This window comes from Marinobacter sp. (assembly GCF_041690615.1).
Lineage (GTDB): Bacteria > Pseudomonadota > Gammaproteobacteria > Pseudomonadales > Oleiphilaceae > Marinobacter.
Genome location: NZ_JAWLGY010000001.1, coordinates 205,672 through 228,851, shown reverse-complemented (window position 1 = coordinate 228,851; position 23,180 = coordinate 205,672). Strand labels below are relative to the sequence as shown.

21 protein-coding genes are annotated in these 23,180 nt (G+C 60.5%); 11 read left to right on the top strand and 10 right to left on the bottom strand.

Annotation, left to right across the window (positions count from 1 at the left end; genetic code table 11):
- The first annotated feature begins 71 nt into the window (after positions 1 to 71).
- The gene (locus ACESMZ_RS01010; protein WP_372956239.1) at positions 72 to 1,286 is read left to right on the top strand and encodes an acyl-CoA dehydrogenase family protein; all 1,215 of its coding nucleotides are present in this window, start codon (positions 72 to 74) and stop codon (positions 1,284 to 1,286) included.
- A 63-nt stretch (positions 1,287 to 1,349) separates the two neighbouring features.
- Here ACESMZ_RS01010 and ACESMZ_RS01005 read toward each other — a convergent pair whose 3' ends face one another.
- The 5 genes from ACESMZ_RS01005 to ACESMZ_RS00985 form a co-directional block, all read right to left on the bottom strand.
- Positions 1,350 to 2,111 carry a crotonase/enoyl-CoA hydratase family protein gene (locus ACESMZ_RS01005; RefSeq protein ID WP_372956238.1) on the bottom strand — a complete coding sequence of 254 codons (762 nt, stop codon included), beginning with the start codon at positions 2,109 to 2,111 and terminating at the stop codon, positions 1,350 to 1,352.
- Between the two features lie 84 nt (positions 2,112 to 2,195).
- Positions 2,196 to 2,981, bottom strand: a complete 786-nt coding sequence (locus ACESMZ_RS01000; protein WP_372972076.1) for a glucose 1-dehydrogenase — start codon at positions 2,979 to 2,981, stop codon at positions 2,196 to 2,198.
- Between the two features lie 61 nt (positions 2,982 to 3,042).
- Positions 3,043 to 3,453: a hypothetical protein gene (locus tag ACESMZ_RS00995; RefSeq protein WP_372956236.1), complete on the bottom strand. Its 411-nt coding sequence runs from the start codon at positions 3,451 to 3,453 to the stop codon at positions 3,043 to 3,045.
- Between the two features lie 2 nt (positions 3,454 to 3,455).
- Positions 3,456 to 3,911 carry a MaoC family dehydratase N-terminal domain-containing protein gene (locus ACESMZ_RS00990; RefSeq protein ID WP_372956235.1) on the bottom strand — a complete coding sequence of 152 codons (456 nt, stop codon included), beginning with the start codon at positions 3,909 to 3,911 and terminating at the stop codon, positions 3,456 to 3,458.
- A gap of 11 nt (positions 3,912 to 3,922) precedes the next feature.
- On the bottom strand, positions 3,923 to 5,590 hold the full coding sequence (locus tag ACESMZ_RS00985) for a class I adenylate-forming enzyme family protein (protein WP_372956234.1): 1,668 nt from the start codon (positions 5,588 to 5,590) through the stop codon (positions 3,923 to 3,925).
- A gap of 251 nt (positions 5,591 to 5,841) precedes the next feature.
- Here ACESMZ_RS00985 and ACESMZ_RS00980 point away from each other — a divergent pair, with 251 nt between their 5' ends.
- The 10 genes from ACESMZ_RS00980 (at position 5,842) to ACESMZ_RS00935 (ending at position 16,477) form a co-directional block, all read left to right on the top strand.
- Complete coding sequence (locus ACESMZ_RS00980; RefSeq protein WP_372956233.1) at positions 5,842 to 6,219, top strand: EthD domain-containing protein; 378 nt, start codon at positions 5,842 to 5,844, stop codon at positions 6,217 to 6,219.
- Positions 6,220 to 6,425: 206 nt separating this feature from the next.
- Complete coding sequence (locus ACESMZ_RS00975) at positions 6,426 to 7,307, top strand: branched-chain amino acid ABC transporter permease (RefSeq protein ID WP_372956232.1); 882 nt, start codon at positions 6,426 to 6,428, stop codon at positions 7,305 to 7,307.
- 13 nt (positions 7,308 to 7,320) lie between these two features.
- On the top strand, positions 7,321 to 8,397 hold the full coding sequence (locus ACESMZ_RS00970; protein WP_372956231.1) for a branched-chain amino acid ABC transporter permease: 1,077 nt from the start codon (positions 7,321 to 7,323) through the stop codon (positions 8,395 to 8,397).
- A gap of 9 nt (positions 8,398 to 8,406) precedes the next feature.
- Entirely contained in the window at positions 8,407 to 9,180 is a 774-nt protein-coding gene (locus tag ACESMZ_RS00965; protein ID WP_372956230.1) for an ABC transporter ATP-binding protein, read from the top strand.
- Positions 9,180 to 9,953: an ABC transporter ATP-binding protein gene (locus tag ACESMZ_RS00960; protein WP_372956229.1), complete on the top strand. Its 774-nt coding sequence runs from the start codon at positions 9,180 to 9,182 to the stop codon at positions 9,951 to 9,953. The genes ACESMZ_RS00965 and ACESMZ_RS00960 overlap by 1 nt, the downstream gene beginning before the upstream one ends.
- A 65-nt stretch (positions 9,954 to 10,018) precedes the next feature.
- Positions 10,019 to 11,842, top strand: a complete 1,824-nt coding sequence (locus ACESMZ_RS00955) for an AMP-dependent synthetase/ligase (RefSeq protein WP_372956228.1) — start codon at positions 10,019 to 10,021, stop codon at positions 11,840 to 11,842.
- A 63-nt stretch (positions 11,843 to 11,905) separates the two neighbouring features.
- Positions 11,906 to 13,087, top strand: a complete 1,182-nt coding sequence (locus ACESMZ_RS00950; RefSeq protein ID WP_372972075.1) for an ABC transporter substrate-binding protein — start codon at positions 11,906 to 11,908, stop codon at positions 13,085 to 13,087.
- 49 nt (positions 13,088 to 13,136) lie between these two features.
- Entirely contained in the window at positions 13,137 to 14,486 is a 1,350-nt protein-coding gene (locus tag ACESMZ_RS00945) for a hypothetical protein (protein ID WP_372956226.1), read from the top strand.
- Positions 14,486 to 15,268, top strand: coding sequence for an SDR family NAD(P)-dependent oxidoreductase (locus ACESMZ_RS00940; RefSeq protein WP_372956225.1), 783 nt, complete (start codon positions 14,486 to 14,488; stop codon positions 15,266 to 15,268). The genes ACESMZ_RS00945 and ACESMZ_RS00940 overlap by 1 nt, the downstream gene beginning before the upstream one ends.
- A gap of 51 nt (positions 15,269 to 15,319) precedes the next feature.
- Complete coding sequence (locus ACESMZ_RS00935; RefSeq protein WP_372956224.1) at positions 15,320 to 16,477, top strand: C4-dicarboxylate TRAP transporter substrate-binding protein; 1,158 nt, start codon at positions 15,320 to 15,322, stop codon at positions 16,475 to 16,477.
- Positions 16,478 to 16,542: 65 nt separating this feature from the next.
- Here ACESMZ_RS00935 and ACESMZ_RS00930 read toward each other — a convergent pair whose 3' ends face one another.
- From ACESMZ_RS00930 to ACESMZ_RS00910, 5 genes are all read right to left on the bottom strand, one after another.
- Positions 16,543 to 17,310 (bottom strand): SDR family oxidoreductase, encoded by a 768-nt coding sequence (locus ACESMZ_RS00930; RefSeq protein ID WP_372956223.1) that lies wholly within the window; start codon positions 17,308 to 17,310, stop codon positions 16,543 to 16,545.
- Positions 17,311 to 17,313: 3 nt separating this feature from the next.
- The gene (locus tag ACESMZ_RS00925; RefSeq protein ID WP_372956222.1) at positions 17,314 to 18,309 is read right to left on the bottom strand and encodes an NADPH:quinone oxidoreductase family protein; all 996 of its coding nucleotides are present in this window, start codon (positions 18,307 to 18,309) and stop codon (positions 17,314 to 17,316) included.
- Between the two features lie 185 nt (positions 18,310 to 18,494).
- Positions 18,495 to 19,277: an enoyl-CoA hydratase/isomerase family protein gene (locus ACESMZ_RS00920; protein ID WP_372972074.1), complete on the bottom strand. Its 783-nt coding sequence runs from the start codon at positions 19,275 to 19,277 to the stop codon at positions 18,495 to 18,497.
- A 15-nt stretch (positions 19,278 to 19,292) separates the two neighbouring features.
- Positions 19,293 to 21,299, bottom strand: a complete 2,007-nt coding sequence (locus ACESMZ_RS00915) for an acetyl/propionyl/methylcrotonyl-CoA carboxylase subunit alpha (RefSeq protein WP_372956220.1) — start codon at positions 21,297 to 21,299, stop codon at positions 19,293 to 19,295.
- A gap of 70 nt (positions 21,300 to 21,369) precedes the next feature.
- On the bottom strand, positions 21,370 to 22,992 hold the full coding sequence (locus tag ACESMZ_RS00910; RefSeq protein ID WP_372956219.1) for an acyl-CoA carboxylase subunit beta: 1,623 nt from the start codon (positions 22,990 to 22,992) through the stop codon (positions 21,370 to 21,372).
- Between the last annotated feature and the right edge of the window lie 188 nt (positions 22,993 to 23,180).

Genomic DNA, 23,180 nt, shown 5'->3' with positions numbered 1-23,180 from the left:
AGCCTCCTGACACAAGACACCCCGGATATCCCGTGTCAGCCTCGGGTGATCACCATCACAGGGGACCTCCCATGAATTTTGATTACACCGACAAGGTCCGGGGTCTGCAGGAAAAGCTGCAGGCCTTTATGGACGAACATATCTATCCCAACGAAACCGCCATCATTGAAGAAATCCGTTCGCTTGGGCCCTACAAGGTGTCTCCGAAACTGGAGGACCTCAAGGTTCTTGGCCGGGAGTCGGGACTGTGGAACCTGTTTCTGCCGGAATCCGAGCATGGTGCCGGGCTTACCAACCTGGAATACGCTCCCCTGTGCGAGATCATGGGCCGGGTGGCCTTTGCGCCGGAAGTCTTCAACTGCAGCGCACCGGACACCGGCAATATGGAAGTGCTGGCCCGCTACGGCACCGATGAGCAAAAGAAAACCTGGCTGGAACCGCTGCTGGAGGGCAAGACCCGCTCCTGCTTCGCCATGACCGAGCCGGCAGTAGCGTCAAGCGATGCCACCAATATCCAGTCTTCCATTACCCGGGATGGCGACGAGTACGTCATCAATGGCCACAAGTGGTTCAGCTCCGGTGCCACCGACCCACGCTGTTCCCTGTTTATCTTCATGGGCAAGACCGACCCGGACAACCCGGACCGGCACAAGCAGCAGTCCATGATCATAGTGCCCCGGGATGCCGAGGGCGTGGAGATTGTGCGGCCCCTGCCGGTGTTCGGCTACGACACCCTGGATCGGGTCACCGAGGTGAAATTCAACAATGTGCGGGTGCCCGCCAGCAACATGTTGCTGGGTGAAGGCCGTGGTTTCGAGATTGCCCAGGGGCGCCTGGGACCGGGCCGTATCCACCACTGCATGCGCCTGATCGGCCTGGCCGAGCGGATGCTGGAGCAGATGTGTCAGCGCACACAACAGCGGGTAACCTTCGGCCAGCCGGTGTCCACCCAGACCGTCACCCTGGAGCGGATTGCCGAGTCCCGCATCGCCATCGAGCAGGCCCGCCTGCTGACCCTGAAAGCCGCCTACATGATGGATACCGTGGGCAACAAGGTAGCGAAGGCGGAAATTGCCATGATCAAGATCGCCGCCCCCAACATGGCCTGCAAGGTTATCGACTGGGTCATGCAGGCCCATGGCGGTGCCGGGGTGATCAACGACCACGGCATCGCAGCGGCCTATGCCGTGGCCCGTTTCCTGCGTATTGCCGATGGCCCGGATGAGGTCCATCGCAACCAGCTGGGCCGACTGGAGCTGAAGAAGCATCCCATAGCCAGTCAGTAACATCGCTCCATGCGAAAAGGCCCGCTACCAAGGCGGGCCTTTTTGTTCACCGGTCACCAGAACTCAGCGATTCTTCCACACCGGGGCACGCTTCTCCGCAAAGGCGCGCGAACCCTCGATGGCATCCTCGGACTTCATCACCGGTGCGATCAGCTCGGCCTGGCGATCGAACATCTCGTCCAAAGACCAGTCCTGCTGCTGGGCGATCACATTCTTGGTCGCCTTCAGTGACATGGGCGCATTGACAGCGATGGCGCGGGCCAGTTCCAGGGCGCCGGACATGGCCTCACCCGCATTGACCAGCCGATTGATCAGCCCCAGGTCATACATCCGCTGGGCGTCCGCCATATCACCGGTCAGTGCGAGTTCCATGGCTACCCGGTAAGGCAGCTGACGGGGCAGGCGCAGCAGGCCACCAGCACCCGCTGCCAGGCCACGCTTCACTTCCGGCAGGCCGAACTTGGCGTTGTTGGCGGCGACAATCAGGTCGCAACTGAGGGCCAGCTCGCAGCCACCGGCCAGGGCATAGCCCTCAATGGCAGCGATCACCGGCTTGCTCAGTTTTGCCTGTACGAAACCGGCGAAGCCCTTGTCATCAGTGACAACCTTCTCACCGGCCACAAAGGCCTTCAGGTCCATACCGGCACAGAAGGAGCCGCCGGCACCGGTCAGGATCAGCACGCGTACGTCGTCCCTGGCTTCAAGCTCGTCCAGGGTCTTGTCCATGGTTTCGGCAACCGCCTGGTTGATGGCGTTCTTTGCTTCCGGACGGTTCAGGGTAATGATGGCAACGCCATCTTCGACGTTCAGTTCGATCACGCTCATGATTGTTTCTCTTGTTATTGACGGGAAGTGATATCTCATCACGTCGTAAACCACCACGCCTCGGTCAAACCGACGATCTTTCCCCTACATCAATGCAACCGAAAACCCGCCATCGACCACCAGGTTGGTGCCGCTTACATAGGCGCCGGCATTACTGCACAGATACAGCACCGAGTAACCGATATCTTCAGGCTCACCCAGACGCTTGACGGTGGTTTTCTCGACAATGCGCTTCTTGGTATCGACGTCAAAGGCATCCGCCAGCTTGGTCTGGATGACGCCGGGCAGGACGGTGTTGACCCGGACGCCTTCCCCGCCGAACTCGAGGGCGAATGACCGGCTCATGCCGATCAGGGCGGTCTTGAGGGTGGAATAGAGGCTCAGCATCCGGTCCGGGTGCAGGGCAGCAACGGAAGCCAGGTTGACGATACTGCCACCACCCTTGGAGCGCATCAGTCGCACGGCTTCCACCGACATGAACCAGTAGCCCCTCAGGTCCACCTCGACGGTCTTGGTGAACAGGCCCACCTCCGTGTCCTCAATGGTTCGCCAGGGGCTGAGCACAGCGTTGTTGACCAGGATATCCAGGCCACCATGTTCCTCTTTCAGCCAGGCAGACATGGCTTCAATGTCCTCCATACGGCCGATATGGCAGGCACGCCCTTCCGCACTCAGCCCCTGCTGACGAAAGCCGGCAGCAATCGCTTCGCACTCATCCTGCTTGCGGCTGCTGATAATTACATGGGCACCTGCCTGGGCAAGCACACGGGCGGTCGCTTCGCCAATACCCATGGTCGACCCGGTAACCAGGGCCACCTTACCCTCCAGGCTGAAGGCCGATGCCAGTTCCGGTGGTAGCTGTGCGGTCATGGTTTTCCCCCTTGATGAAAGCAGCTTGTTGTTGCCGGGATGACGTGGGCGGCCTGTTGGCTCACTGATGGAACCTCACGCTGGCCTTCCCCGGCGTAATGACTTCTCCGGCCTCATTCACAATGGCCAGCTCGACGTCGACCTCACTGTCGGCTTCCCGGACTTCCGTTATGCGCCCACGGGCGCGCAGCGTTTCTCCGATATAGGCCGCCTTCCGGTTGCTGTATTCAAAGCCCGAGAGGGCGCCATCTGTGCCCACCCACTCCAGCACCAGCTGGGTCAGGAAATCCCCCTGCAGCGGGCCGTCAATCACGATGCCAGGGTGGCCCTCCTCCCCGGTGGTGTAGGGGTGGTCATAATGGATCCGGTGGTGGTTCCAGATGGCGGCGTTGTACATGAACAACTGCACCTCATCCGGCTTGAAAGCCCGCTCCGGTAATGGGTCGCCGACATGAACCCGCGATAGCTTCATGGTTACCTCGCAATGCGGGTGGAGCGCTCCGTCATGACCGGCTCCCCCGCTTCGGTTTCAACACGGTTCTCAACCACCGCAAAGATCAGCGGCCCCTGCGCCCCTTCCTTTTCGAACAGGTCCAGCAGTGTCTGGCGGGACACCAACACATCGCCGGGATAAATGCCCCGGAACCAGGTCTGCTGCGTGCCCCCGGCCATCACCCGCTTTAGGGGCAGTTCCGGCACCAGCCCGGTGTCCGGTGGCAGGCCATCATGGCCCAGCTGCTCCCGCGGCAATATGGGCAGGAAAAGTCCAAACAAAAACATGGGGGGCGCCTCGTCCCCATCGATAAACCGTTGCAGGCGCTGGCCGGTCGCGGCCGAGTATTTGCAGATTTCGCGGCGGGTCACTTCTGCACGGACGGGGGGTAATTGGCGCCCGACCGCTGCCTTGAGTTCCGATGTCAGCAACGCCATGGTTAAACTCCTCAATGGTCCAGTCCGAGACGGGATCTGGCTTCTGCATCCAGTTTTCGGAAATCGATCTTGCCCTCAGGCGTCACCGGCCAGGCTCCTTCCCATTCGAGAAATTCCTGCGGTATCTCGTAGATCGCCATAACGCCTTTACAGGCCTCCCGGATGTCCCGGGTTGAACCAAGGGCGTGTCCGGCCCGGGGCCTGACAAAGGCAACGATCTTCGAGCCCCAGTAATCGTCCGGCACACCAATGGTCTTGACGTCATCGAACGCTTCCTGGAACACCTCAAGCAGCAGGTTGGTCACCCGCACGGTAGAGACGTTCTCCCCACCGGTTTTCAGCACGCCACCGAGCCGGCCAAGGAAGGTGATATAGCCGTTATCGAAGGTGCCGTAATCGCCGCTGTGGAAGTAGCCTTCCTCGTCAAAGGACTGCCGGGTTTCTTCTTCCTGGCGATGGTAGCCCCGAAACAGGAAGGGGCTGCGGTAACAGATTTCCCCTGGCTGGCCCTGAACCACCCGGTCACCGGTTTCAAGGTCCTTGATAACCACTTCAACCCCGGACAGTGGCCGGCCATGGGTGTACTTCTTGATGCGGTAATCCATGCAGTCATGTTCCGCCAGGGAAACCAGCGGGCCGTTCTCGGTCTGGGCATAGAGATTGTTGATGGTTGCGCCTTCCGGGCACATCTCCTTGACCAGGTCGTAGCTTCGGGGCTCACCGGCAAGCACCGCCTTGGAGATGGTGAAGTCATACCCGGCGAAACCCGGTACACGGAACAGTCCCTGCCAGTGGGAGTCGAACCCGAAGGTCGCCGATACCTTGTACTTGTCGATGATTTTCAACGCCTGTTCCGGCCGGAACTGCTCCATCAGGTGCAGTGTGCTGCCGGCCAGGGTGAGGCTGAGGTTCAGGCCGAACAAACCGCTGTTGTGATAGAAGGGACTGAGATTGATGTAGGAATCCTCCGCCTGGTAACAAAGGTTCCTGGCACCGAAATGGGCCGTCGCCAACGGGGGCCGATGGTCCCAGAGGGCGCTCTTGGAGAGCCCGGTGGTACCGGAGGTCTGGCACATGAACTGGATATCGGTGGGGCGACTCTCCCTGATCAGCCGGTCGAATGTCCCCTGGTCCCAGTCCGCACCACGCTGTTCCAGGTCACTGAAATCCAGGAAACCTTCATGGCGCAGCTGCTGGCGGCTCAGGCACACCATGTGAGTAAGTGCAGGAATTGCCTCGGAGGAAACCCCCTCCCCTTCAACCCGCAGGTCAGGAATTGACTCTTTCAGTGTGCGAATATAATCCCGGTCAGCATAGTGATCGACTGTAACGATCACCCTGGGATTGTTACGGGGCAACACACCCTGGAATTCAAGCACGCCCCACAGCAGGTTCAGGGGATTGATAACGGCTCCCAGCTGAAGCGTCGCAAAGTAAAGGCACGCAAACTCCGGCGTCGGGCTGGGCAATACGGAGACCACATCCCCCTTGCCTACACCAAGACTGATCAAACCCTGGGACAACCGGTTAATTCGTTCCTGCAGGACGCGATAGGTAATCTCCTCACCCTCGAAAACGATGGCAACCTTCTCCGGCTGAGCAGCACAGACTTCGGCAAACAGCGCCTGGGTTGTGCTGTTGTACCAGCGATGGTTGAGAGATCTCTCCGCGAGTGTCATGGGGCACTCCGTTACCAGGTCGATGGGGGGATCAAGGGAAGGACATATGGATGCGTCGTAACTGCTCCCAACCATCCCGACCTTCAAGTTAACAGCCGGAAGACAGCCACACTTGTGCCTACTGGCTGTCTGAGAGGCCCGCCCGGATTCAAAGCAAAACATTTGGATGCTGAACGATTCATAGCCACCTGACGCAAGTCACAGGCAGATCAACCTCCCTATTCTGGCCCAACAGCTGAAGGAGAATTCCAATGGTGAAGCTGATTTTCTGCCTGCGACGAAAACCGGGGATGTCCCCGGAAGCGTTCCGGGAGTACTGGGCCAACCAACATGCGCCCCTGGTGCAGAAACATGCCCAGGCCCTTGGCATCCGGCGCTACGTTCAGAGCTACACCCTTTCCGCCCCCCAGTTCTCGAAGATTGCCGAAGCCCGTGGCGCACCGGAGGCGTTCGATGGCGTTGCGGAATTGTGGTTTTCGGACTTGAATGAAATGGCAGAGAAAGGTGCGTCGCCCGAAGGCAGGGCCGCTGGCAAGGCACTGATTGAAGATGAGGCCCGTTTTATCGACCTGTCCCGGTCACCCCTGTGGATTTCGGAAGAACGGGAATTCATCGGCGACGAGGCCTGACAATAACGACACAACAATAACAACCCATAACCGACTGGCGCGATAACAATAATGACAACAATCCATCAAGACCCGATAGTCACAGGCGTCCCCACTGGCTCACTGAGCTCGGTGGTAGCCCCGTTCTGAGCGAACCCGGTTCCTGATCCCCGGGCACCCAGGTGCCCGGATGGAACGCATAACAAAGCAAAGACGGGGGACAGGCTGTGCTCAACGAATTCCTGCAACTGATACTCAGTGGTATCGCCATTGGCTGCGTGTATGGCCTGGTGGCACTGGGCTTTGTGCTAATCTACAAGGCCACGGAAGTGGTGAACTTTGCCCAGGGCGAACTGATGATGTTCGGTGCGTTCGTTGCACTGACCATGGGCGGACTGCAGTTCATGCCCTTCTGGCTGAGTGTGATCCTGGCTGTGCTGGCCATGGCCCTGATTGGCGGCGCGGTAGAGCGGGCCGTGATACGGCCGGTTCTCGGGCAGCCGATTTTCTCCATCGTGATGATCACCATTGGCCTCGGCTTCTTTGCCCGGGGGCTCGCCAGTCTCATTCCCGGCTGGGGCACCCTGACCCACCGCTTGCCCACTCCCTATGCAGACCAGACCGTTGCCTTCGGTGAGCTGGTACTGTCCGCCGGCCACCTGATGATTATCCTGGTGACTGCGGTGCTTTGCGTACTGCTATTCGCCTTCTTTCGCTTTACCCGTATGGGGGTGGCCATGCAGGCGATATCCCAGAACCAGCTTGCGGCCCACTACATGGGCATTCCGGTGGCCAGGGTCAATACGCTTATCTGGTGCATCAGCGCTGCCGTCGCTGCTATCGCGGGCATTCTGCTGGCTCCGATCACCTTTGTTCACGCCAACATGGGCCTCATTGGTCTCAAGGCGTTCCCCGCTGCGGTCATCGGAGGGTTCGGCAGTATTCCCGGGGCCATCGTTGGCGGACTGATCATCGGCATCGTTGAGGCCGTTTCTGGTCGCTATCTGCCAGACGGCATCAAGGATGTTTCAGCCTACGTGGTGCTGCTGGCGGTTCTGATTATCCGACCAAACGGTCTGTTTGGTGAAAAACTGACCAAGAAAGTCTAGGGCGGGCTGACTGATGCGATTTTTATTCAAGACGTCATACAACCAGGACATCCGCCTGTTCAAGGACCGGATCACCATGGGCTGGTACCTGGCCCTGGGTGTCGTGTTGTTAGTCCTGCCCCTGTTACTTGGGGAGTACTATCTCTCGCAGGCCAGCTTTGTCCTCATCTATGCCATCGTTGGACTGGGGTTGATGCTGTTGTCCGGTTTTACCGGGCAGATTTCACTGGGGCATGCTGCGTTCCTTGCGGTGGGGGCCTACACCGAAGCCGCGCTGTCGGCCCGCGGCGTTCCGTTCCTGGTTTCGCTGCCCATGGCCATGGCCCTGTCTGCCGCAGCCGGACTGGTCGTGGGGCTACCGGCCCTGCGCCTGAAGGGCATCTACCTCGCCATTGCGACCCTGGCTTTCGGCTTTATTGTCGAGGTCACCCTGCAGCAGTGGGAGAGTGTGACGGGTGGCTCCATGGGCCTGCTTCTCGAGCCGGTGACACTGCTTGGCGTTTCCCTGGACTCGGAATCCGGTTTCTATTACCTGGCACTGGCCCTGACTGGCCTGACCCTGCTGATCCTGAAAAACCTGTTGAGAAGTCCCACCGGCAGGGCCTTCGTGGCAATCCGTGACTCGGAAATCTCGGCCCGCAGCATGGGTATCGGCCTGGCCCGCTACAAGACCCTGGCGTTCGTCATCTCGGCCGCCATAACCGGCCTGGCCGGCGCCCTCTACGCCCACAAGCTCCAGTTCATTTCGCCGGAGCAATTTGGCGTCTTCGTTTCCATTGAACTGCTGATGATCATTGTGATCGGCGGCATGGGCTCGCTGCACGGCGCCTTTCTCGGGGCACTGTTCATGACCATGTTGCCGGAGTTTATCGCCATCTTACGGGAGTACCTGCCCTCCAGCCTCGCCTATCAACCGGGCCTGCAGCCCACCATCTTCGGGGCTATTCTGATTCTGTTCGTATTGCTCGAACCTGCCGGACTCTATGGACGCTGGGTAAAGGTACGCACCTGGTTCCAGCTCTTCCCGCTCTATCGCAAGGGACTGATGAAGCGGGAAAAAAGTTACGTTAAATCGGACCGGCTGAGCTAGGAGGACACCATGGCCTTACTGACGGTTGAAAACCTGTCCATGGAGTTTGGTGGCATCCGGGCCGTGGACGATGTGAGCTTCCGGGTCGGGGAGGGTGAAATCTTTACCATCATCGGTCCTAACGGGGCGGGCAAGACCACCATTTTCAACATGATCAGCCTGATCTACCGCAGCTCTTCCGGCCGCATCCGGTTCGATGGTAATGACCTGTCGGCCAGGAAGCCCCAGGACCTCACCCACCTGGGACTGGCCCGGACCTTTCAGAATATCGAGCTGTTCGAACATGAGACCTTGCTCCAGAACCTGCTGGTAGGTCGTCATTGCCATGCCCGCACCCGTCTCTGGCAGGAAATGCTGTTCACGCCCGCCACACGGCGGGCAGAGATCCAACACCGGGAAGCCGTGGAACAGGTGATCGACCTGCTCAATCTCCAGCATTACCGGGACAGCGTGGTGGGCAATCTACCCTATGGCGTCCAGAAGCTGATTGAACTGGGACGGGCATTGTGCGCCCGGCCCCGCCTTCTGTTGCTGGATGAGCCGTCTTCCGGACTCAACGTGGAAGAAACCGATGACCTGAGCTTCTGGATCGAAGACATCCGTAACCTGCTGGGCATTACCGTGGTGATGATCGAGCATGACATGCGCCTGGTCAGCCAAGTGTCAGACCGGGTCCTCGCGGTCAGCAACGGTCGTGTGCTGGCAGAGGGTACCGCCCGGGAAATCCAGGACAATCCGGCCGTTGCAGAAGCCTATCTGGGAACCCGGGAGGACGTCGCGTAATGACCGATACTGTGCTCGAGATCAAGAACCTGGAAGCGTCCTATGGTTCAGTGCAGGCCCTTCGGGGCGTATCCCTCAGCATACAGGAGGGAACCATATCCACCATCCTCGGGGCCAACGGGGCCGGCAAGACCACCATTCTTAAATGCATTTCCGGGATTGTTGACCCTCGCAAAGGCAGCATCCACTACCTGGGTCGGGCCATTGGTGGCAAACGGGCCGACCTGATCGTCCGTATGGGAATCGCCCACGTGCCGGAGGGGCGCCAGGTCTTCCCGCTGCTGTCCGTTCGCGAGAACCTCTGGCTCGGGGCCTATACCCGCACCAGCCGGGTCGAGGCCATAGAGGACCTGGAGGCGGTTTACCGCTACTTCCCGATACTCAAGGACCGGCAGAAGCAGGAAGCCGGCAAGCTCTCCGGCGGTCAGCAGCAGATGCTTGCCATAGGACGGGCCATGATGGCCCGCCCCGCCGTGCTGCTGATGGATGAGCCCAGCCTGGGGCTCTCCCCCAAGCTGACCGAGGAAATCTTCACCATTATCCGGCGCATCAACCGGGATTGGGGCACGACGATTCTTTTGGTTGAGCAAAACGCCAGCATTGCGCTGCAGACGGCCTCCTACGGCTATGTCCTTGAATCGGGACGCATCGTAATGGAGGGCCCCTGCGAAAAGCTGTTCCAGGATGAAGGGGTACAGGAATTCTACCTGGGCCAGAAAGAAGAAACCGGCGTCGAGCGACGCCGCTGGAAGAAGACTCGCAAATGGGCATGAAGACCGACAGCCAGGGGATGGACCGGGCGGTCCAGGCTTCTGGCCAACCAGGAGGTGAAGCCGGCATGCCGGATACCCAAGCCATGGCGATCGGGAACACCCGAACCGTTCCGGAAATGTTCCAGGCGGCCTGTGCAAAACGGGGAGCCGATATCCTGCTGCGCCAGAAGGAATTCGGTATCTGGCAGGAAGTCACCTGGCACGACGCCGAAAACATCGTCACGGACCTCGGCCTCGGACTGATCGCCCTGGGACTCGGCCCGGGGGACCGGGCGTCCATTCTGGCCAATACCGTGCGGGAGTGGCTCTACGCTGACCTCGCCATCCTCGGCGCTGGCGGAATCTGTTCCGGCATTTACCCCACAGACGCGGCCAGCCAGGTGGAATTCCTGATGCAGGACTCCGCCTCCCGCTTCATCTTTGTGGAGGACGAGGAGCAACTGGACAAGGTGTTCCAGGTTCGGCATGCCCTTCCCCTGCTGGCGAAGATTATCGTCTTCGACATGAAGGGGCTCCATGACCTTGACGACCCACAGGTGATGAGCCTGGAAGCTCTGCAGACCCTGGGACAGCAGCAGTCTCCTGAAACCCGGAAACTATGGTGGAGCCGGCAACGGGATATCCAGCCCGACGACACCGCGATACTGGTCTACACCTCCGGCACCACCGGCAAGCCCAAGGGTGCCGAGATCAGCCATCATAATATCCTCGCCAATGTCCGGGCCTGGCTGACGGCGGTGCCCATGTTTGAGGGTGATGAACGCATGGCGTTCCTGCCCATGTGCCATGTGGGTGAACGCATCGCTGGCTGCTATACCTCCATGCACGCAGGGGTTCGTCTGAACTTCGTGGAAAACTTCGAGACGGTGCCGGAAAACGTCCGGGAGATATCACCCACCATGGTCGGGGCTGTGCCCCGGGTATGGGAGAAGTTCTATTCGGCCATCCGTGTACAACTGGCAGAAGCCACGGCCCTGCAGCGTTTCTGCTACCGGCTTGCCATTGACGCCGGTCACCGGATGGCGGCCTGCCGGCTGGAAAATCGGAAACCCGGCCTTGGGCAGGCCCTGTGGTTCCGACTGCTGGACTGGCTGGTGCTCGGCAACGTCAAGCGCATGATCGGCATCGGCCGGGCGCGGGTACTGGTGACCGGTGCAGCGCCCATTTCTCCGGAGCTGATTCGTTGGTACCTGGCACTGGGCGTGGACCTGGTGGAAGGCTGGGGTCAGACCGAAACCTCCGGCTTTGCCACTGCCAACACCCCGGGGCAGTCCCGCCCCGGCACCGTCGGCAAGCCTATGCCGGGAGTGGAGATTCGCATTTCTGACGAGGGTGAGATCCTGGTCAGGGGCGACATTGTCTTCAAGGGCTACCTCAACCTGCCGGAAAAGACCGCCGAAACCATCAAGGATGGCTGGCTCCACACCGGTGACGTGGGCGAGCTGGATGACGACGGCTTCCTGAAGATTACTGACCGGATGAAGGACATCATTATCACAGCCGGGGGCAAGAACGTTACGCCCACCGAGATCGAAAACGAACTCAAATTCAGCCCCTACATCACCGATGCGGTCATTATCGGGGACGCCCGCCCGTACCTGACCTGCCTGGTGATGCTGGACCAGGACAATGCCGAGCACTTTGCCCAGGAGAATTCCATCCCCTTCTCCAGTTACGGCAGCCTGTGCCGGGCAGAGGAGATCGTAACCCTGATTTCCGAAGAAGTTGACAGGGTGAACCAGCGTTTTGCCCGGGTCGAGCAGGTCAAGAAATTCCGCATTATCGACAAGGCCTTGACCGCCGAGGACGAAGAACTGACTCCGACCATGAAACTGAAACGAAAGGTGATCAGCGAGAAATACAAGGAGCTGATCAACAGCATGTACTGACCTGGCAAGACCGCCGGGTCTTCTACCGAGCAACCGCCACTGACGTGGCAGGAGTACTGAACCATGACAACAACAAACGGTATCAAGCTCGCCTGTGCACTCACCGTAGGCCTGACCACCCTGGTCAGTCTGCCGGCCGGTGCCAGGACCCAGGGTGTCAGCGATGACCAGATCACCATCGGCACCATCCAGGACCTGAGCGGCCCACTGGCTGCCCTCAGTAAAAAATCCCTCGACGGGATGACCATGCGTGTTGACGAGATCAATGCCGCCGGGGGGATCAATGGCCGGGAGATACGGCTTGTCGTTGACGACCACGGCTACCAGCCACGCCGTGCCAAGCTCGCCGCTCAGCGCATGATTCAGCGTGACCGGATCTTCGCCATGATGGGTGTCATGGGATCTGCCACCGCCATGGCCACCATCCCCGAACTGACCAAGAACAACGTTCCCAGCCTGTTCCCCTTCAGCGCTGCCCGCCAGACCTATATCCCGATCAACGATCTGCAGTGGGCGTCAGTGGCAACCTACGACGGGCAGATGGAAGCCGGCATCCAGTACATGATGGAAGAGAAAACCTTCGAGCGCCCCTGCGCCATCTATCAGGATGATGAGTTCGGCACCGAGGTGCTCAAGGGCGCTGAAGCCGGGCTCGAGAAACTCGGCAAGGAAATGGTCGAAACCACGTCCTTCCAGCGGGGTTCCACGGACTTTTCTTCCGGTGTCGCCAAGCTCAGGGCAGCCGACTGCGACCTGGTTGTGATCGGTGCGGCCCTGCGTGAACCCGTAGGCATCATGAACGAGGCGCGGACACGGGGCTGGAGCCCCGCCTTCTTTGGCAGTGCAGCCTCCTACACCACCGAATTGCCAAAACTCGGTGGCGATGCTGTCGAGGGCTACTACGCCATGTCCGGCGTCGAAATTCCCTACGCAGAAAGCAGTGAGTCTGAGGATCTGCGCAAATGGGCAATCGCCTATGAAGAAAAGTTCGGCGCCGAGCCGGACGGATTTTCAGTGCTGGGTTACACCATGGTGGAACTGTTCAACCGGGCGGCCAGCGCCGCCGGTGATGACCTGACCGTGGACAGTCTCGTCGCCCAGTTGAAGCAGCTTGAGGCGCCGGACCTGTTCGGTGCTGATTACTACTTTGGCGAGGAAACCCGTAACGGCGCCGCCACCGCCAGCCTGTTCCAGGTGCAGGATGGCCTCTGGATCCGCCAGTCAGAACCACTCGATACACCATGACCCGGCCAGGCCACCAATTCAACCTTATACCTCACGGGAGGGCCTGATCATGTCCAAACAATTCACACAAAAACAGATTGATAACCTCACCCGCCCCTTCGAGGACCGTGCCCTGGAAGCACTAACGGAGGGCGACCTGAATGCTGTCCGGCACTGGCTGGACCAGATGGCCCAGGGCCATGCTGGCCTGGATGCCCTATCCGGCCATGCCCTGGCCCGCAAAATGGGCAAGCTGCGACAGGACTTTGGCGAGGCCGAAGCCCGCCGGCTGCTGGAGGAGATCGGCCAGCAGCTGATGAAAACCTGGCATGCCCAGTTACGTGAAGGCGACGAGAAAGGTGCCTTCGCGGACCTGGTCAGCATCTACCGGTACCAGGGGGACGCCCACCTCAACCCGCTCCGGGAAACCGACGACGAGGTCATTCTGGACCTGGCGCCTTGTGGCAGTGGCGGCAAGCTCGACCGGCAGGGGCTCCCCGATCGTCACCCGGACTGGTACGGGCGCTGGAGCGATGGAATCAGCACTTTCTGTCAGGGCTGCAAGGCCTGCCAGCGGGCCCTTAACGCGTCCCTTGGCGAAGACGTCTGGACCACCGAAAAGGGCGAGGACGGCCATTGCCGGATGCGTTTCCGCAAGCGTCGCAGTCAGGGAGGCAGGCTGTTCACAGACCAGGAGCTCCAAACCCTGCCGAAAACCCGGGTCCAGCTGGCCCGGGAAAAGCTGGACGCCGGCGAGACCGACATCGAACCGCTGCTCAGGGGGCAACGCAAGGAATGGCAGCCATGGCATGACTTCGGCGTGGTCTGGCTGGAGTATTTCTACGCCACGGCGCTCGACAAGGGCGGCGCCGACTACCTGGACGAAATGCTGGCCCAGACCTACGAACCGGCCTTTGATGCCGGATTCCCCCGTTACAGTGCCTTGAGCGACCAGGAGCTGCTCGAAGAAGTGGCCAAAACCTGGAACTACCACTGCGCGGATTTTTCGGTAACGGAAGAAGATGACCGTTTCGTCTTCCGTCTCGACCCCTGTGGCAGTGGCGGGCGACTGTTCCGGGGCGAGATGTGGCGGGATATGTTCCACTATGGGGAGCCACTTTCGCCAACCATGGCCGAACCCCACAACATCAACTTCAACCGCCACCAGGCGCCGACCTACTGCACCCACTGTGCCGCCTCGAACCGCGCCCAGCTCAAGGACGGACCTGAAGGCTCCAACCCCAGATTCTTCGTGATCGACGGACACGCCCAGCAGAGACCGGGCCAGGCCTGCCGCCAGTTCAGCTACAAGAAAAACGCCGACCGGGCCGCCATGGACCCTGCACTGCCGGCGCAGATCGGTCTGGACTGGACATCCTCCGACCGGGCCATACCCGCTCGCAACCTGGAGAACAAGTGATGATATCGATGGAAGGTAAAACCGCCCTGATCACGGGTGGCTCACGAGGGCTGGGCCGTGCCGCCGCAAACCGGCTGGCCGAACTGGGCGCCAATATTGCCATCCTGGACATTGATGACCAGGCCGCCGCCACGGTCGAAGAAGTACGCCTTCTTGGGCGCCGGGCTACCTACCGGAAAACCGACGTGTCCAGCAACGAGGCCGTGCGGGAGGCGGTGGCCTCGGTTGAGGAAGAGCTCGGGCATATCGACATCCTGGTCAACAACGCCGGTATCGTGAAGAACATTGCGCCTATCAGCCGTATGGCGCCGGAAGCCTGGCAGAAGGAACTGGGCGTTAACCTCAGCGGGCCCTTCAACCTGATTCAGGCCATTGCCCCCGGTATGGCCGAACGGGGATGGGGTCGCATCGTGAATATCTCCTCGGCAGCGGCCCGTGGTGGCCTGTTTAACCAGGCCGGGTACGCTGCCTCGAAGGCTGGCGTGCTGGGGCTCACCCAGAATGTGACCCTTGAGTTTGCGAGCAAGGGCGTTACCTGCAACGCCATTCTTCCCGGTGTCATCGGCACCGAAAATGTCATGGCCATGCCACAGGAAATCTTTGACCAGGCCGTCCGTCTGGTCCCCACCGGCCGTGTTGGTGAACCTGCAGAAGTGGCAAACCTCATTGCCTTCCTGTGTTCCGACCTGGCCGGTTACATCAACGGCGTCGACATTCTGATCGATGGCGGCGCTGCACTGAACACCGTGGTTCTGGGGAGCCGTAAAGCCCTGAAATCCTGAACAGGGAAAACCGGACCTGCGGTACAACAACGACAATAACGGAGGCACACCATGCCTGTATCCCCCCGATTCCGAAAAGCACTGCTCCCCATCGCCCTGGCCGGCCTTGCTGTCACCATGACCGGCCAGGCGAAGGAACTCAGCTACGCGCTGGGCTTCCCACCCAACTCCGCGGCCGATGATGCCGCCAAAACCTTTGCCAGCAAGCTGGAACAGGAAACCGGCGGCGAAGTAACCGCCAAGAATTACGCCATGTCACTGCTGAACCTGGCGGAAATGTCCGACGGTGTCCGTGATGGCATTGCCGATATCGGTAATGTGCTGACGCCCTATTTCCCGAGGCAGTACCCGCACGCCAATATGGCAGCGGAGCTGACCATGCTGCTCGCCCTCGACTCCCGGGCGAAGGGACGGCAGGGCATGGCCTATGCTGGCGTCATGGGCGAATTCCTGCTGCTGAACTGTAGTGACTGCGCCCAGGACTTTATCGAGCAGGGCCAGATCTATCTGCCTATGGGCGCAACCCCTGAGTACCAGTTGCTGTGCACCAGCGCCATCAAGACACCTGAAGATCTGAAGGGTAAGCGCCTGAGGGTTGCCGGGGCCCAGTGGTCACGATGGGCTTCACACTTCGGGGCAACCAGCGTCTCCCTGTCCGGTAACGAAGTCTACGAGGCCCTGGAACAGGGCGTGGTGGACTGCACGGTGCAGTCAAATCCGGAACTGGGAAATTTCGGGCTCAAGGATGTGGTAACTGACATCACCGTGGGCATTCCTGGCGGTGTATTCTCCGGTGGCTCACTCAGCGTCGGACTGGGACCCTGGCGCGATCTGTCCCCGGACCATCGCGAGGGCCTTCTAAAAGCGGCCAGTCACCTCATGGCGGACATGACCTGGCGCTACCAGACCTACGGCGATCGGGATTTCGAAGAGGCCAGGGAAAGCGGTGTGACCATTCATGAGCCATCGGATGAGTTGGTCAAAGCCTCGCGGGCATTCGTCGAAGAAGACGTTCCAAGGATCGCCAGTAACTACACGGAACAGTACGACATGGCCGGGGCCGAAGCGAAGATCGAAACCCTTCGTCCTATCGTCGAGAAGTGGGTCAAACTGATGGACGAGGCCGAACTGGAAGACGCCGAGGATCTCGCAGCGATTTACTGGGAGGAGATTCTCTCGAAGGTTGATGTCGGGAGCTATGGTCAGTAAGAGCTCTGGTCAGGGCCGGCATCACCCCGATGCCGGCCCGCCCTGCGGGGGCTCAGCTGGAAGGTTCAATCCGCCCTCGCATGCAGCTTCTGCATACCCCGCAGCCAGCGGTCGATATCCTCTGCCTTGGACTGATAGTAGGTCAGCACTTCCTCGTGGGGCAGGATCAGGAAACGCTCGTCTCGCAGACCATCCACGACGGTCTGGGCAACATCGTCAGCGGTCAGTTCGTGGCCGCCTGACATCAGCTCCCGTCGTATCTCGGAAGCACTGCGCAGCATCGGTGTGTCGACAGCACCCGGGCACAGGCAACTGACACCGATCCCCCGCGCCCCATAGTTGATCGCAAGCCATTCAGCAAAGCTGACGGCGGCGTGCTTGGTGACCGCATAGGGTGCGTCAAACTGGGACAGCAGGCCGGCGGCAGATGCGGTGTTCAGGAGGTATCCACTGCCCCGCTCCAGCATGCGGGGCACGAGCGTACGCGCAGCATGCACATGGGCCATCAGGTTGACGTCCCAGGTCTGGTTCCACACCTCGTCCGGCAGTTCGATACCACCGGGCACCGCGATGCCCGCATTGGAGCAGAAAAGGTCAACCGGGCCATACTGGTCCGTGGCCAGATCCACAACCCGCTCGATATCCGCGGCAACGCTGACATCCACCTGCACCGCCAGGCCGGAGATATCCTTCGCAACATGGCTTGCTGCCTCGATGTCCCGGTCGGCAACCACCACACCCCTGGCGCCTTCTGCCGCAAATCGACGAGCCATGGCTTCGCCGATACCGCTGGCCCCACCCGTGACAACGACGACCTTACCGTTCAGCTCCATGGATCAACCTCCATCACGTCCGCGCTCGGTATAGACAATCAGCTTTCCGGTGGCCCTGCGCTCCTTCAGGTCGATCAGCGCCCTGGCGGTTTCCTCCAGCGGGTAGCGCGCGGTGATCCGGGGGGCAATCCGGCCATCGGCGAGCCAGCCGGTCAGTTCATCCATCAGTTCACGGAACCGTGCCGGCTCCCTGTCCTGGAAGGCGCCATAGAAGACCCCCACCAGTGAGCAGCCCTTGAGCAGGGTCAGGTTCAGAGGCAGTTTCGGGATCTCCCCTGTGGTAAAACCGATCACCAGGAAGCGGCCGTTCCAGGCCATACCCCGCAAGGCCGGCTCGCTGTATTCACCGCCCACCGGGTCGTAGACCACATCCACGCCACGTCCCTCTGTCAGCTCCCGGATGCGGTCACGCAGGTTTTCGCTGCTGTAATTGATGGTTTCGTCGGCACCGTGCTTACGGCAGATTTCCAGCTTTTCGTCGGTGGATGCGGCGGCGATCACACGGGCACCCATCACCTTGCCCAGTTCGATGGCCGACAGGCCGGTACCACCCGCGGCCCCGAGCACCAGCAGGGTTTCACCAGGCTGCAGGTGGGCCCGGTCCTTGAGGGCATAGTGGGTGGTGCCATAGGTGATAACCAGCGCTGCACCAGCGTCCATGCTGACGCCATCCGGAAGTCGCACGACCTTGCTGGCTGCCACAGGGGTCTCCTCGGCAAATCCGCCCCAGCCTGGTATACCGATAACCCGGTCGCCGGGAGCAAAGCCCTCAACACCGGCTCCTACGGATTTGATGATTCCGGCCACCTCTCCCCCGGGAACAAAGGGAAACGCCCTCTTGAACTGGTACTTGCCCTCGATGATCAGGGTGTCGGGGAAATTGGCGGCACAGGAATGTACCGAGACAATCACCTCACCCTCTGCCGGTTCCAGAGAGGGTACGTCCTCTACGGTCAGCGTATCGGGCGGACCGTACTGCTTGCATAGAACCGCTTTCATGTCGTGATATTCCCCTGTTGTATTCGTGAGGTGGTTACGGATGGTCTTCCATGACACTAGCCTGCTATCGGGCCGGGTTCTTGTGCTGACTGGCTGTGCCGGGCAGGAATAAAAAACCCCACGCAGAGGTGGGGTAAGAGTCGCTCAAGAGAACATCCAACAACCTGAACTACTATTGCCTTCCATCAGCGCCCGGGCCAGCTGGGCGAACGTTTTTCATTGAATGCGGCCATCCCCTCTTTCGCATCTTCCGTCAGGGTCATGGTGGCGAGCTGGGTTTCGGTGTAGGCAATGGCCTGCTCGAAACTCATGTCCTCGATGGCCTTCATGGCGTACTTGCCGCGACGGATGGCGGTAGGCGACTTGTCCGTCAGGCGGTTGATCAGCCAGTCCACCTTGTCATCCAGTTCCTCCGGCGCCACCACATGGTTCAGCAGGCCATGCTGCAGGGCCTCGTCTGCGGTGAACGGCTCGCCGGTGAGGGTCCATTCCCGTAGCACACGCCGGGGTACCAGGCGCTGCATCAGGCTGAGAACCTGCATGGGAAACAGGCCCACTTTGACCTCTGGCAGGCCGAACTTTACGTTGCTGTGGGCGACGGCCATATCACCCATGCAGAGCAGGCCCATGCCGCCTGCCATACAGACGCCGTTTACCCGCACGATACAGGGCGTGGTGGTGTTCACCGCCAGCCGGAACAGGTCGGCGTATTCGGCATTCGGCTTTGAGTAGTCAAAGGCAAAGCCCTGACCCGGCTGCAGGTCACCGCCGGCGCAGAATGCCTTCTCTCCAGCAGCCGTCAGCACAATGACGCGGATGTCCGGATCGGACTCGGCTTTCAGATAGCCCTCACGAATAAGGGCAATGACGTCATTGTTGATCGCGTTGCGCTTTTCGGGCCGGTTGATGGTGATCCACAGGGCCGCACCCTTCTGTTCCAGCAACACAGCTTCTTGTTCAGACATCATGGCACTCCTGGTTGATCAGTTGCTTTCGGCCGCTGCAGCACTTTCAGCCGGGGAGACTTCGGCAATCACCTTGCCAGCGGTGACCTGTTCCCCTTCGCTGACCGTGAGAGACACAATCGTGCCTGCCACTGCCGCCACGTGGACGTGTTCCATCTTCATGGCTTCCAGCACAACCACCGGCTGGCCAGCCTCGACCGTATCGCCCTCACCGGCATGCAGGGCTACCACCCGTCCGTTCATCGAGGCCCGGATGACGCCATCACCGGCTTCGTCCCCGGCAACAGCAGCCTCATGGGTATGGTCATCCACACGGTAGGACTGACCGCGGTAGCGCAGGTACAGGCGTGAACCGGCACGAATCATCTCGGCGGTCTCGGACAGACCCTGGCAGGTGAACCGCACCCGGGCGCCGTCCACAGCATCCAGCGTCAGTTCAGCAGCGTCGTCGTCCAGTTGAATCCGGAAGGTGCCATTGCCCTGATTGCTCACCCTGGCATCGGCGGCTTCCCCACCGACACTGAAACGGAAAATAATCGGCAGGCGATGGGTAATGGTGCTGACCGAGCCACCGTAGCTACCCTGTGCGTCGGTGGTATAAAGCAGCACGGCGGCCAGTAACCGGGCGCGGTCATCCGTACCCTGGTCCCTCGCGAGCAGTTCGTCCTGGTGGTTTTCAACGAACGCCGTGGTCGCCTCCCCCTGGATAAAGGTGGGGTGCTCCAGACAGGCACTCAGGAACGCCTGGTTGGTTTCCACGCCCAGCGCCGTCGCGTCCTTCAATCCACTGACCAGGCGACGGCGGGCCTCTTCCCGGTCCGCCCCGGTGCTGATCAGCTTGGCGATCATGGAGTCATAGAAAGGCGGAATCTCGGAACCGGACTCCACCGCATCCTCTACCCGCAGGGTGTCAGGCATGTGCCACAGCGCCATGGTGCCACTCTGGGGCATAAACCCTTCACTGGGGCTTTCTGCGCACAGCCGCACTTCAATGGAATGGCCTTTCAGGACAATGTCGTCCTGGCTCAGGGGCAGTGGCTGACCAGCGGCGACCCGCAACTGCAGCTCCACCAGGTCCAGTCCGGTGATGGACTCGGTTACCGGGTGCTCCACCTGAAGCCTGGTGTTCATCTCCATGAAATAGAAGTTGCCATCCTGGTCCAGCAGGAATTCCAGGGTGCCGGCCCCTTCGTAATGGATGGCCTTGACCGCGGTCACGGCGGTCTCGCCCATCCGCACCCGCAACTCCGGCGACACCGCCGGTGACGGCGCTTCTTCCACTACCTTCTGGTGACGGCGCTGGATGGAGCAGTCCCGCTCTCCGATATAGACCGCGTTGCCGTAGCGGTCCGCCATAATCTGGATTTCGATATGGCGCGGATTGATGATGGCCCGCTCCAGGATCACCTCCGGGTCGCCGAAGGCACTTTCCGCCTCGGACCGCGCGCTGCGCAAGGCGGCAGGAAAGTCCTCCGCTTTCTCGACAAGGCGCATGCCCCGGCCACCGCCACCGGCGGTGGCCTTGATCATGATGGGGAAGCCCACATTGTCCGCTTCCCTTATGAGGCGTCCTTCATCCTGGTCTTCACCCTGGTAACCGGGCACACAGGGCACCCCGGCATCCATCATCAGTTGCTTGGCACCCGCCTTGTGTCCCATGGAGACAATGGATTCGGCAGACGGGCCCACAAAGATAATACCCGCCTCTTTACAAGCCTTCGGCAGCCCCGGGTTTTCTGCCAGGAAGCCGTATCCGGGATGGATCGCATCGGCGCCGCTGAGCCTTGCCGCCTCGATAATCCGGTCAATACGCAGATAAGAGTCCGCTGGCAGGTCGCCGCCTATGGCCACGGCCTGGTCGGCCGCCCGGACATGGCGGGCATTTCTGTCAGCGGAGGAATAGACCGCTACGGTCCGGTAACCCAGTTCACGGGCGGAGCGGATGACCCGGAGCGCGATTTCGCCCCGGTTGGCTACCAGCACCTTGGTAAAGGGGGTCGGTTTGATTGCTGTTGTCGTGGTCATGATAGTCAGACACCGTTCTCATTCTTGGGGCGGCCGGAAATGCCGGCCGGGTTCCGGGATTCCATCAGGGTCAGGGACGCGCCACACCAAACTGCATCTTGTGGGGCTCACGCCGCTCTGCGTCACGACAGACCGACAGCACGTAGGACAGTACCGAGCGGGTCTCACGGGGGTCGATCACGCCATCATCCAGGAGCCGGGCACTGGTGGTGAACACATCCATCTGGCTCTCGAAGGTGTCTACGATCTTCTTTTCCATGGCGGCGAGCTTGTCGTGGTCCACCTCGCCGGTCTTGCGCTTCATAGCCGCCTCGGTGACGTTGGTCATGGTCTTGGCAGCCTGTTCGGCGCCCATGACGGCGGTCTTGGCATTGGGCCAGGAGAAACAGAACCGGGGCGCAAAACCTCGTCCGCACATGCCGTAGTTACCTGCCCCGAAGGAGGCACCGCAGTAGATGGTGATCTGGGGTACCGTGGCGTTGGTCACCGCCTGGATCATCTTGGAGCCGTGCTTGATGATGCCGGCCTGCTCGTATTCCTTGCCAACCATGAAGCCGGTGGTGTTGTTCAGGTACAGAATCGGCGTCTGGGACTGGCAGCAAGCCTGGATAAAGTGGGTAGCCTTGGTGGCACCGGCCGGGTCGATGGGACCGTTATTGGTGATAATACCCACCGGCAGGCCCTCAACCTTGGCATGGCCACAAACCGTGGATGAGCCATAGTTGGCGCCGAACTCCAGGAAGTAGGAGTCATCCACGATGCGGGCAATCACCTCTTTCATGTCCACCGGACGTTTGTAGTCCATGGGCATGACGCCCAGCAGTTCTTCCCGGTCATAGCGAGGTGGCTGGAAGGAGCGCGGCTTGTCTTCCGGCAGTTCACCATCCCAGTCCAGCTGGGCGACAATCTCGCGCACCATGCGCAGGGCGTCGCGGTCATCTTCTGCCAGGTAGTCCCCAAGTCCGGAGATGCTGGTGTGCATCTCGGCGCCACCCAGCTCTTCTTCAGTGGCGATCTCACCCGTCGCCGCCTTGAGCAGGGGAGGCCCGGCCAGGAACGCCCTGGAGCGGTCACGAACCATGATGATGTAATCTGACAGGCCAGTCTGGTAGGCACCGCCTGCGGTGGACGAACCGTGGGTAACGGTGACCACCGGCAGCCCGGCGGCTGACAGGCGGGTCAGGTTGGCAAACAGGGTACCGCCGTGGATAAACTGGTCCACCTTGTATTTCAGCAGGTTGGCGCCCGCACTCTCCACCAGCTGGACGTATGGCAGTTTGTTCTTGAGGGCCAGTTCCTGGACCCGCAGCTGTTTTTCCAGGCCCATGGCCTGCAGCGCGCCGGCATCAATGCCCGAGTCGTTGGCCGCAATCATCACCCTGACTCCGGAAACGTAGCCGATACCGGCCACCACACCACCGCCAGGCACACTATGGTCCGGGTCCGGGGTATCAAGGCCGTAACCGGCCAGGGTAGACAGTTCCAGGAAGGGCGCACCCGGGTCCAGCACCAGGGCGATACGCTCTCTTGGCAACAGTTGGCCCCGTTTCTCGAACCGCTCCTTGGAGGCCTCGGACTTGGTCCGGGTGCGATTTTCCAGTTCGCGGATGCGCTCCAGCAGAGACAGCATGCCCTGCTGGTTTTCCCTGAAGGTGTCGCTGCCAACGGATAGTTTGGACTCGATGACTGCCATACTTGGTATTCCAGGTTCGTGAATTCCCCACTGGCGACGAACACCAGCGCTTTTTATCGGGCTATGCTGAAAGAATCCTGTGCGCCCGTCTTGTGTGAACTGGCTGGCGCGATTCCACAGTGGCCTTTTCTTCAACATAAATTTGATCAAGCGATTGGTCAATACTAGAATCACAAAAAACCAACAAA

Bases quoted from the DNA above. Each gene is read 5' to 3' on its own strand.
- ACESMZ_RS01010 (WP_372956239.1), top strand. From the start codon at position 72: ATGAATTTTGATTACACCGACAAGGTCCGGGGTCTGCAGGAAAAGCTG.
- ACESMZ_RS01005 (WP_372956238.1), bottom strand. From the start codon at position 2,111: ATGAGCGTGATCGAACTGAACGTCGAAGATGGCGTTGCCATCATTACC.
- ACESMZ_RS01000 (WP_372972076.1), bottom strand. From the start codon at position 2,981: ATGACCGCACAGCTACCACCGGAACTGGCATCGGCCTTCAGCCTGGAG.
- ACESMZ_RS00995 (WP_372956236.1), bottom strand. From the start codon at position 3,453: ATGAAGCTATCGCGGGTTCATGTCGGCGACCCATTACCGGAGCGGGCT.
- ACESMZ_RS00990 (WP_372956235.1), bottom strand. From the start codon at position 3,911: ATGGCGTTGCTGACATCGGAACTCAAGGCAGCGGTCGGGCGCCAATTA.
- ACESMZ_RS00985 (WP_372956234.1), bottom strand. From the start codon at position 5,590: ATGACACTCGCGGAGAGATCTCTCAACCATCGCTGGTACAACAGCACA.
- ACESMZ_RS00980 (WP_372956233.1), top strand. From the start codon at position 5,842: ATGGTGAAGCTGATTTTCTGCCTGCGACGAAAACCGGGGATGTCCCCG.
- ACESMZ_RS00970 (WP_372956231.1), top strand. From the start codon at position 7,321: ATGCGATTTTTATTCAAGACGTCATACAACCAGGACATCCGCCTGTTC.
- ACESMZ_RS00965 (WP_372956230.1), top strand. From the start codon at position 8,407: ATGGCCTTACTGACGGTTGAAAACCTGTCCATGGAGTTTGGTGGCATC.
- ACESMZ_RS00960 (WP_372956229.1), top strand. From the start codon at position 9,180: ATGACCGATACTGTGCTCGAGATCAAGAACCTGGAAGCGTCCTATGGT.
- ACESMZ_RS00955 (WP_372956228.1), top strand. From the start codon at position 10,019: ATGCCGGATACCCAAGCCATGGCGATCGGGAACACCCGAACCGTTCCG.
- ACESMZ_RS00950 (WP_372972075.1), top strand. From the start codon at position 11,906: ATGACAACAACAAACGGTATCAAGCTCGCCTGTGCACTCACCGTAGGC.
- ACESMZ_RS00945 (WP_372956226.1), top strand. From the start codon at position 13,137: ATGTCCAAACAATTCACACAAAAACAGATTGATAACCTCACCCGCCCC.
- ACESMZ_RS00940 (WP_372956225.1), top strand. From the start codon at position 14,486: ATGATATCGATGGAAGGTAAAACCGCCCTGATCACGGGTGGCTCACGA.
- ACESMZ_RS00935 (WP_372956224.1), top strand. From the start codon at position 15,320: ATGCCTGTATCCCCCCGATTCCGAAAAGCACTGCTCCCCATCGCCCTG.
- ACESMZ_RS00930 (WP_372956223.1), bottom strand. From the start codon at position 17,310: ATGGAGCTGAACGGTAAGGTCGTCGTTGTCACGGGTGGGGCCAGCGGT.
- ACESMZ_RS00925 (WP_372956222.1), bottom strand. From the start codon at position 18,309: ATGAAAGCGGTTCTATGCAAGCAGTACGGTCCGCCCGATACGCTGACC.
- ACESMZ_RS00920 (WP_372972074.1), bottom strand. From the start codon at position 19,277: ATGATGTCTGAACAAGAAGCTGTGTTGCTGGAACAGAAGGGTGCGGCC.
- ACESMZ_RS00915 (WP_372956220.1), bottom strand. From the start codon at position 21,299: ATGACCACGACAACAGCAATCAAACCGACCCCCTTTACCAAGGTGCTG.
- ACESMZ_RS00910 (WP_372956219.1), bottom strand. From the start codon at position 22,992: ATGGCAGTCATCGAGTCCAAACTATCCGTTGGCAGCGACACCTTCAGG.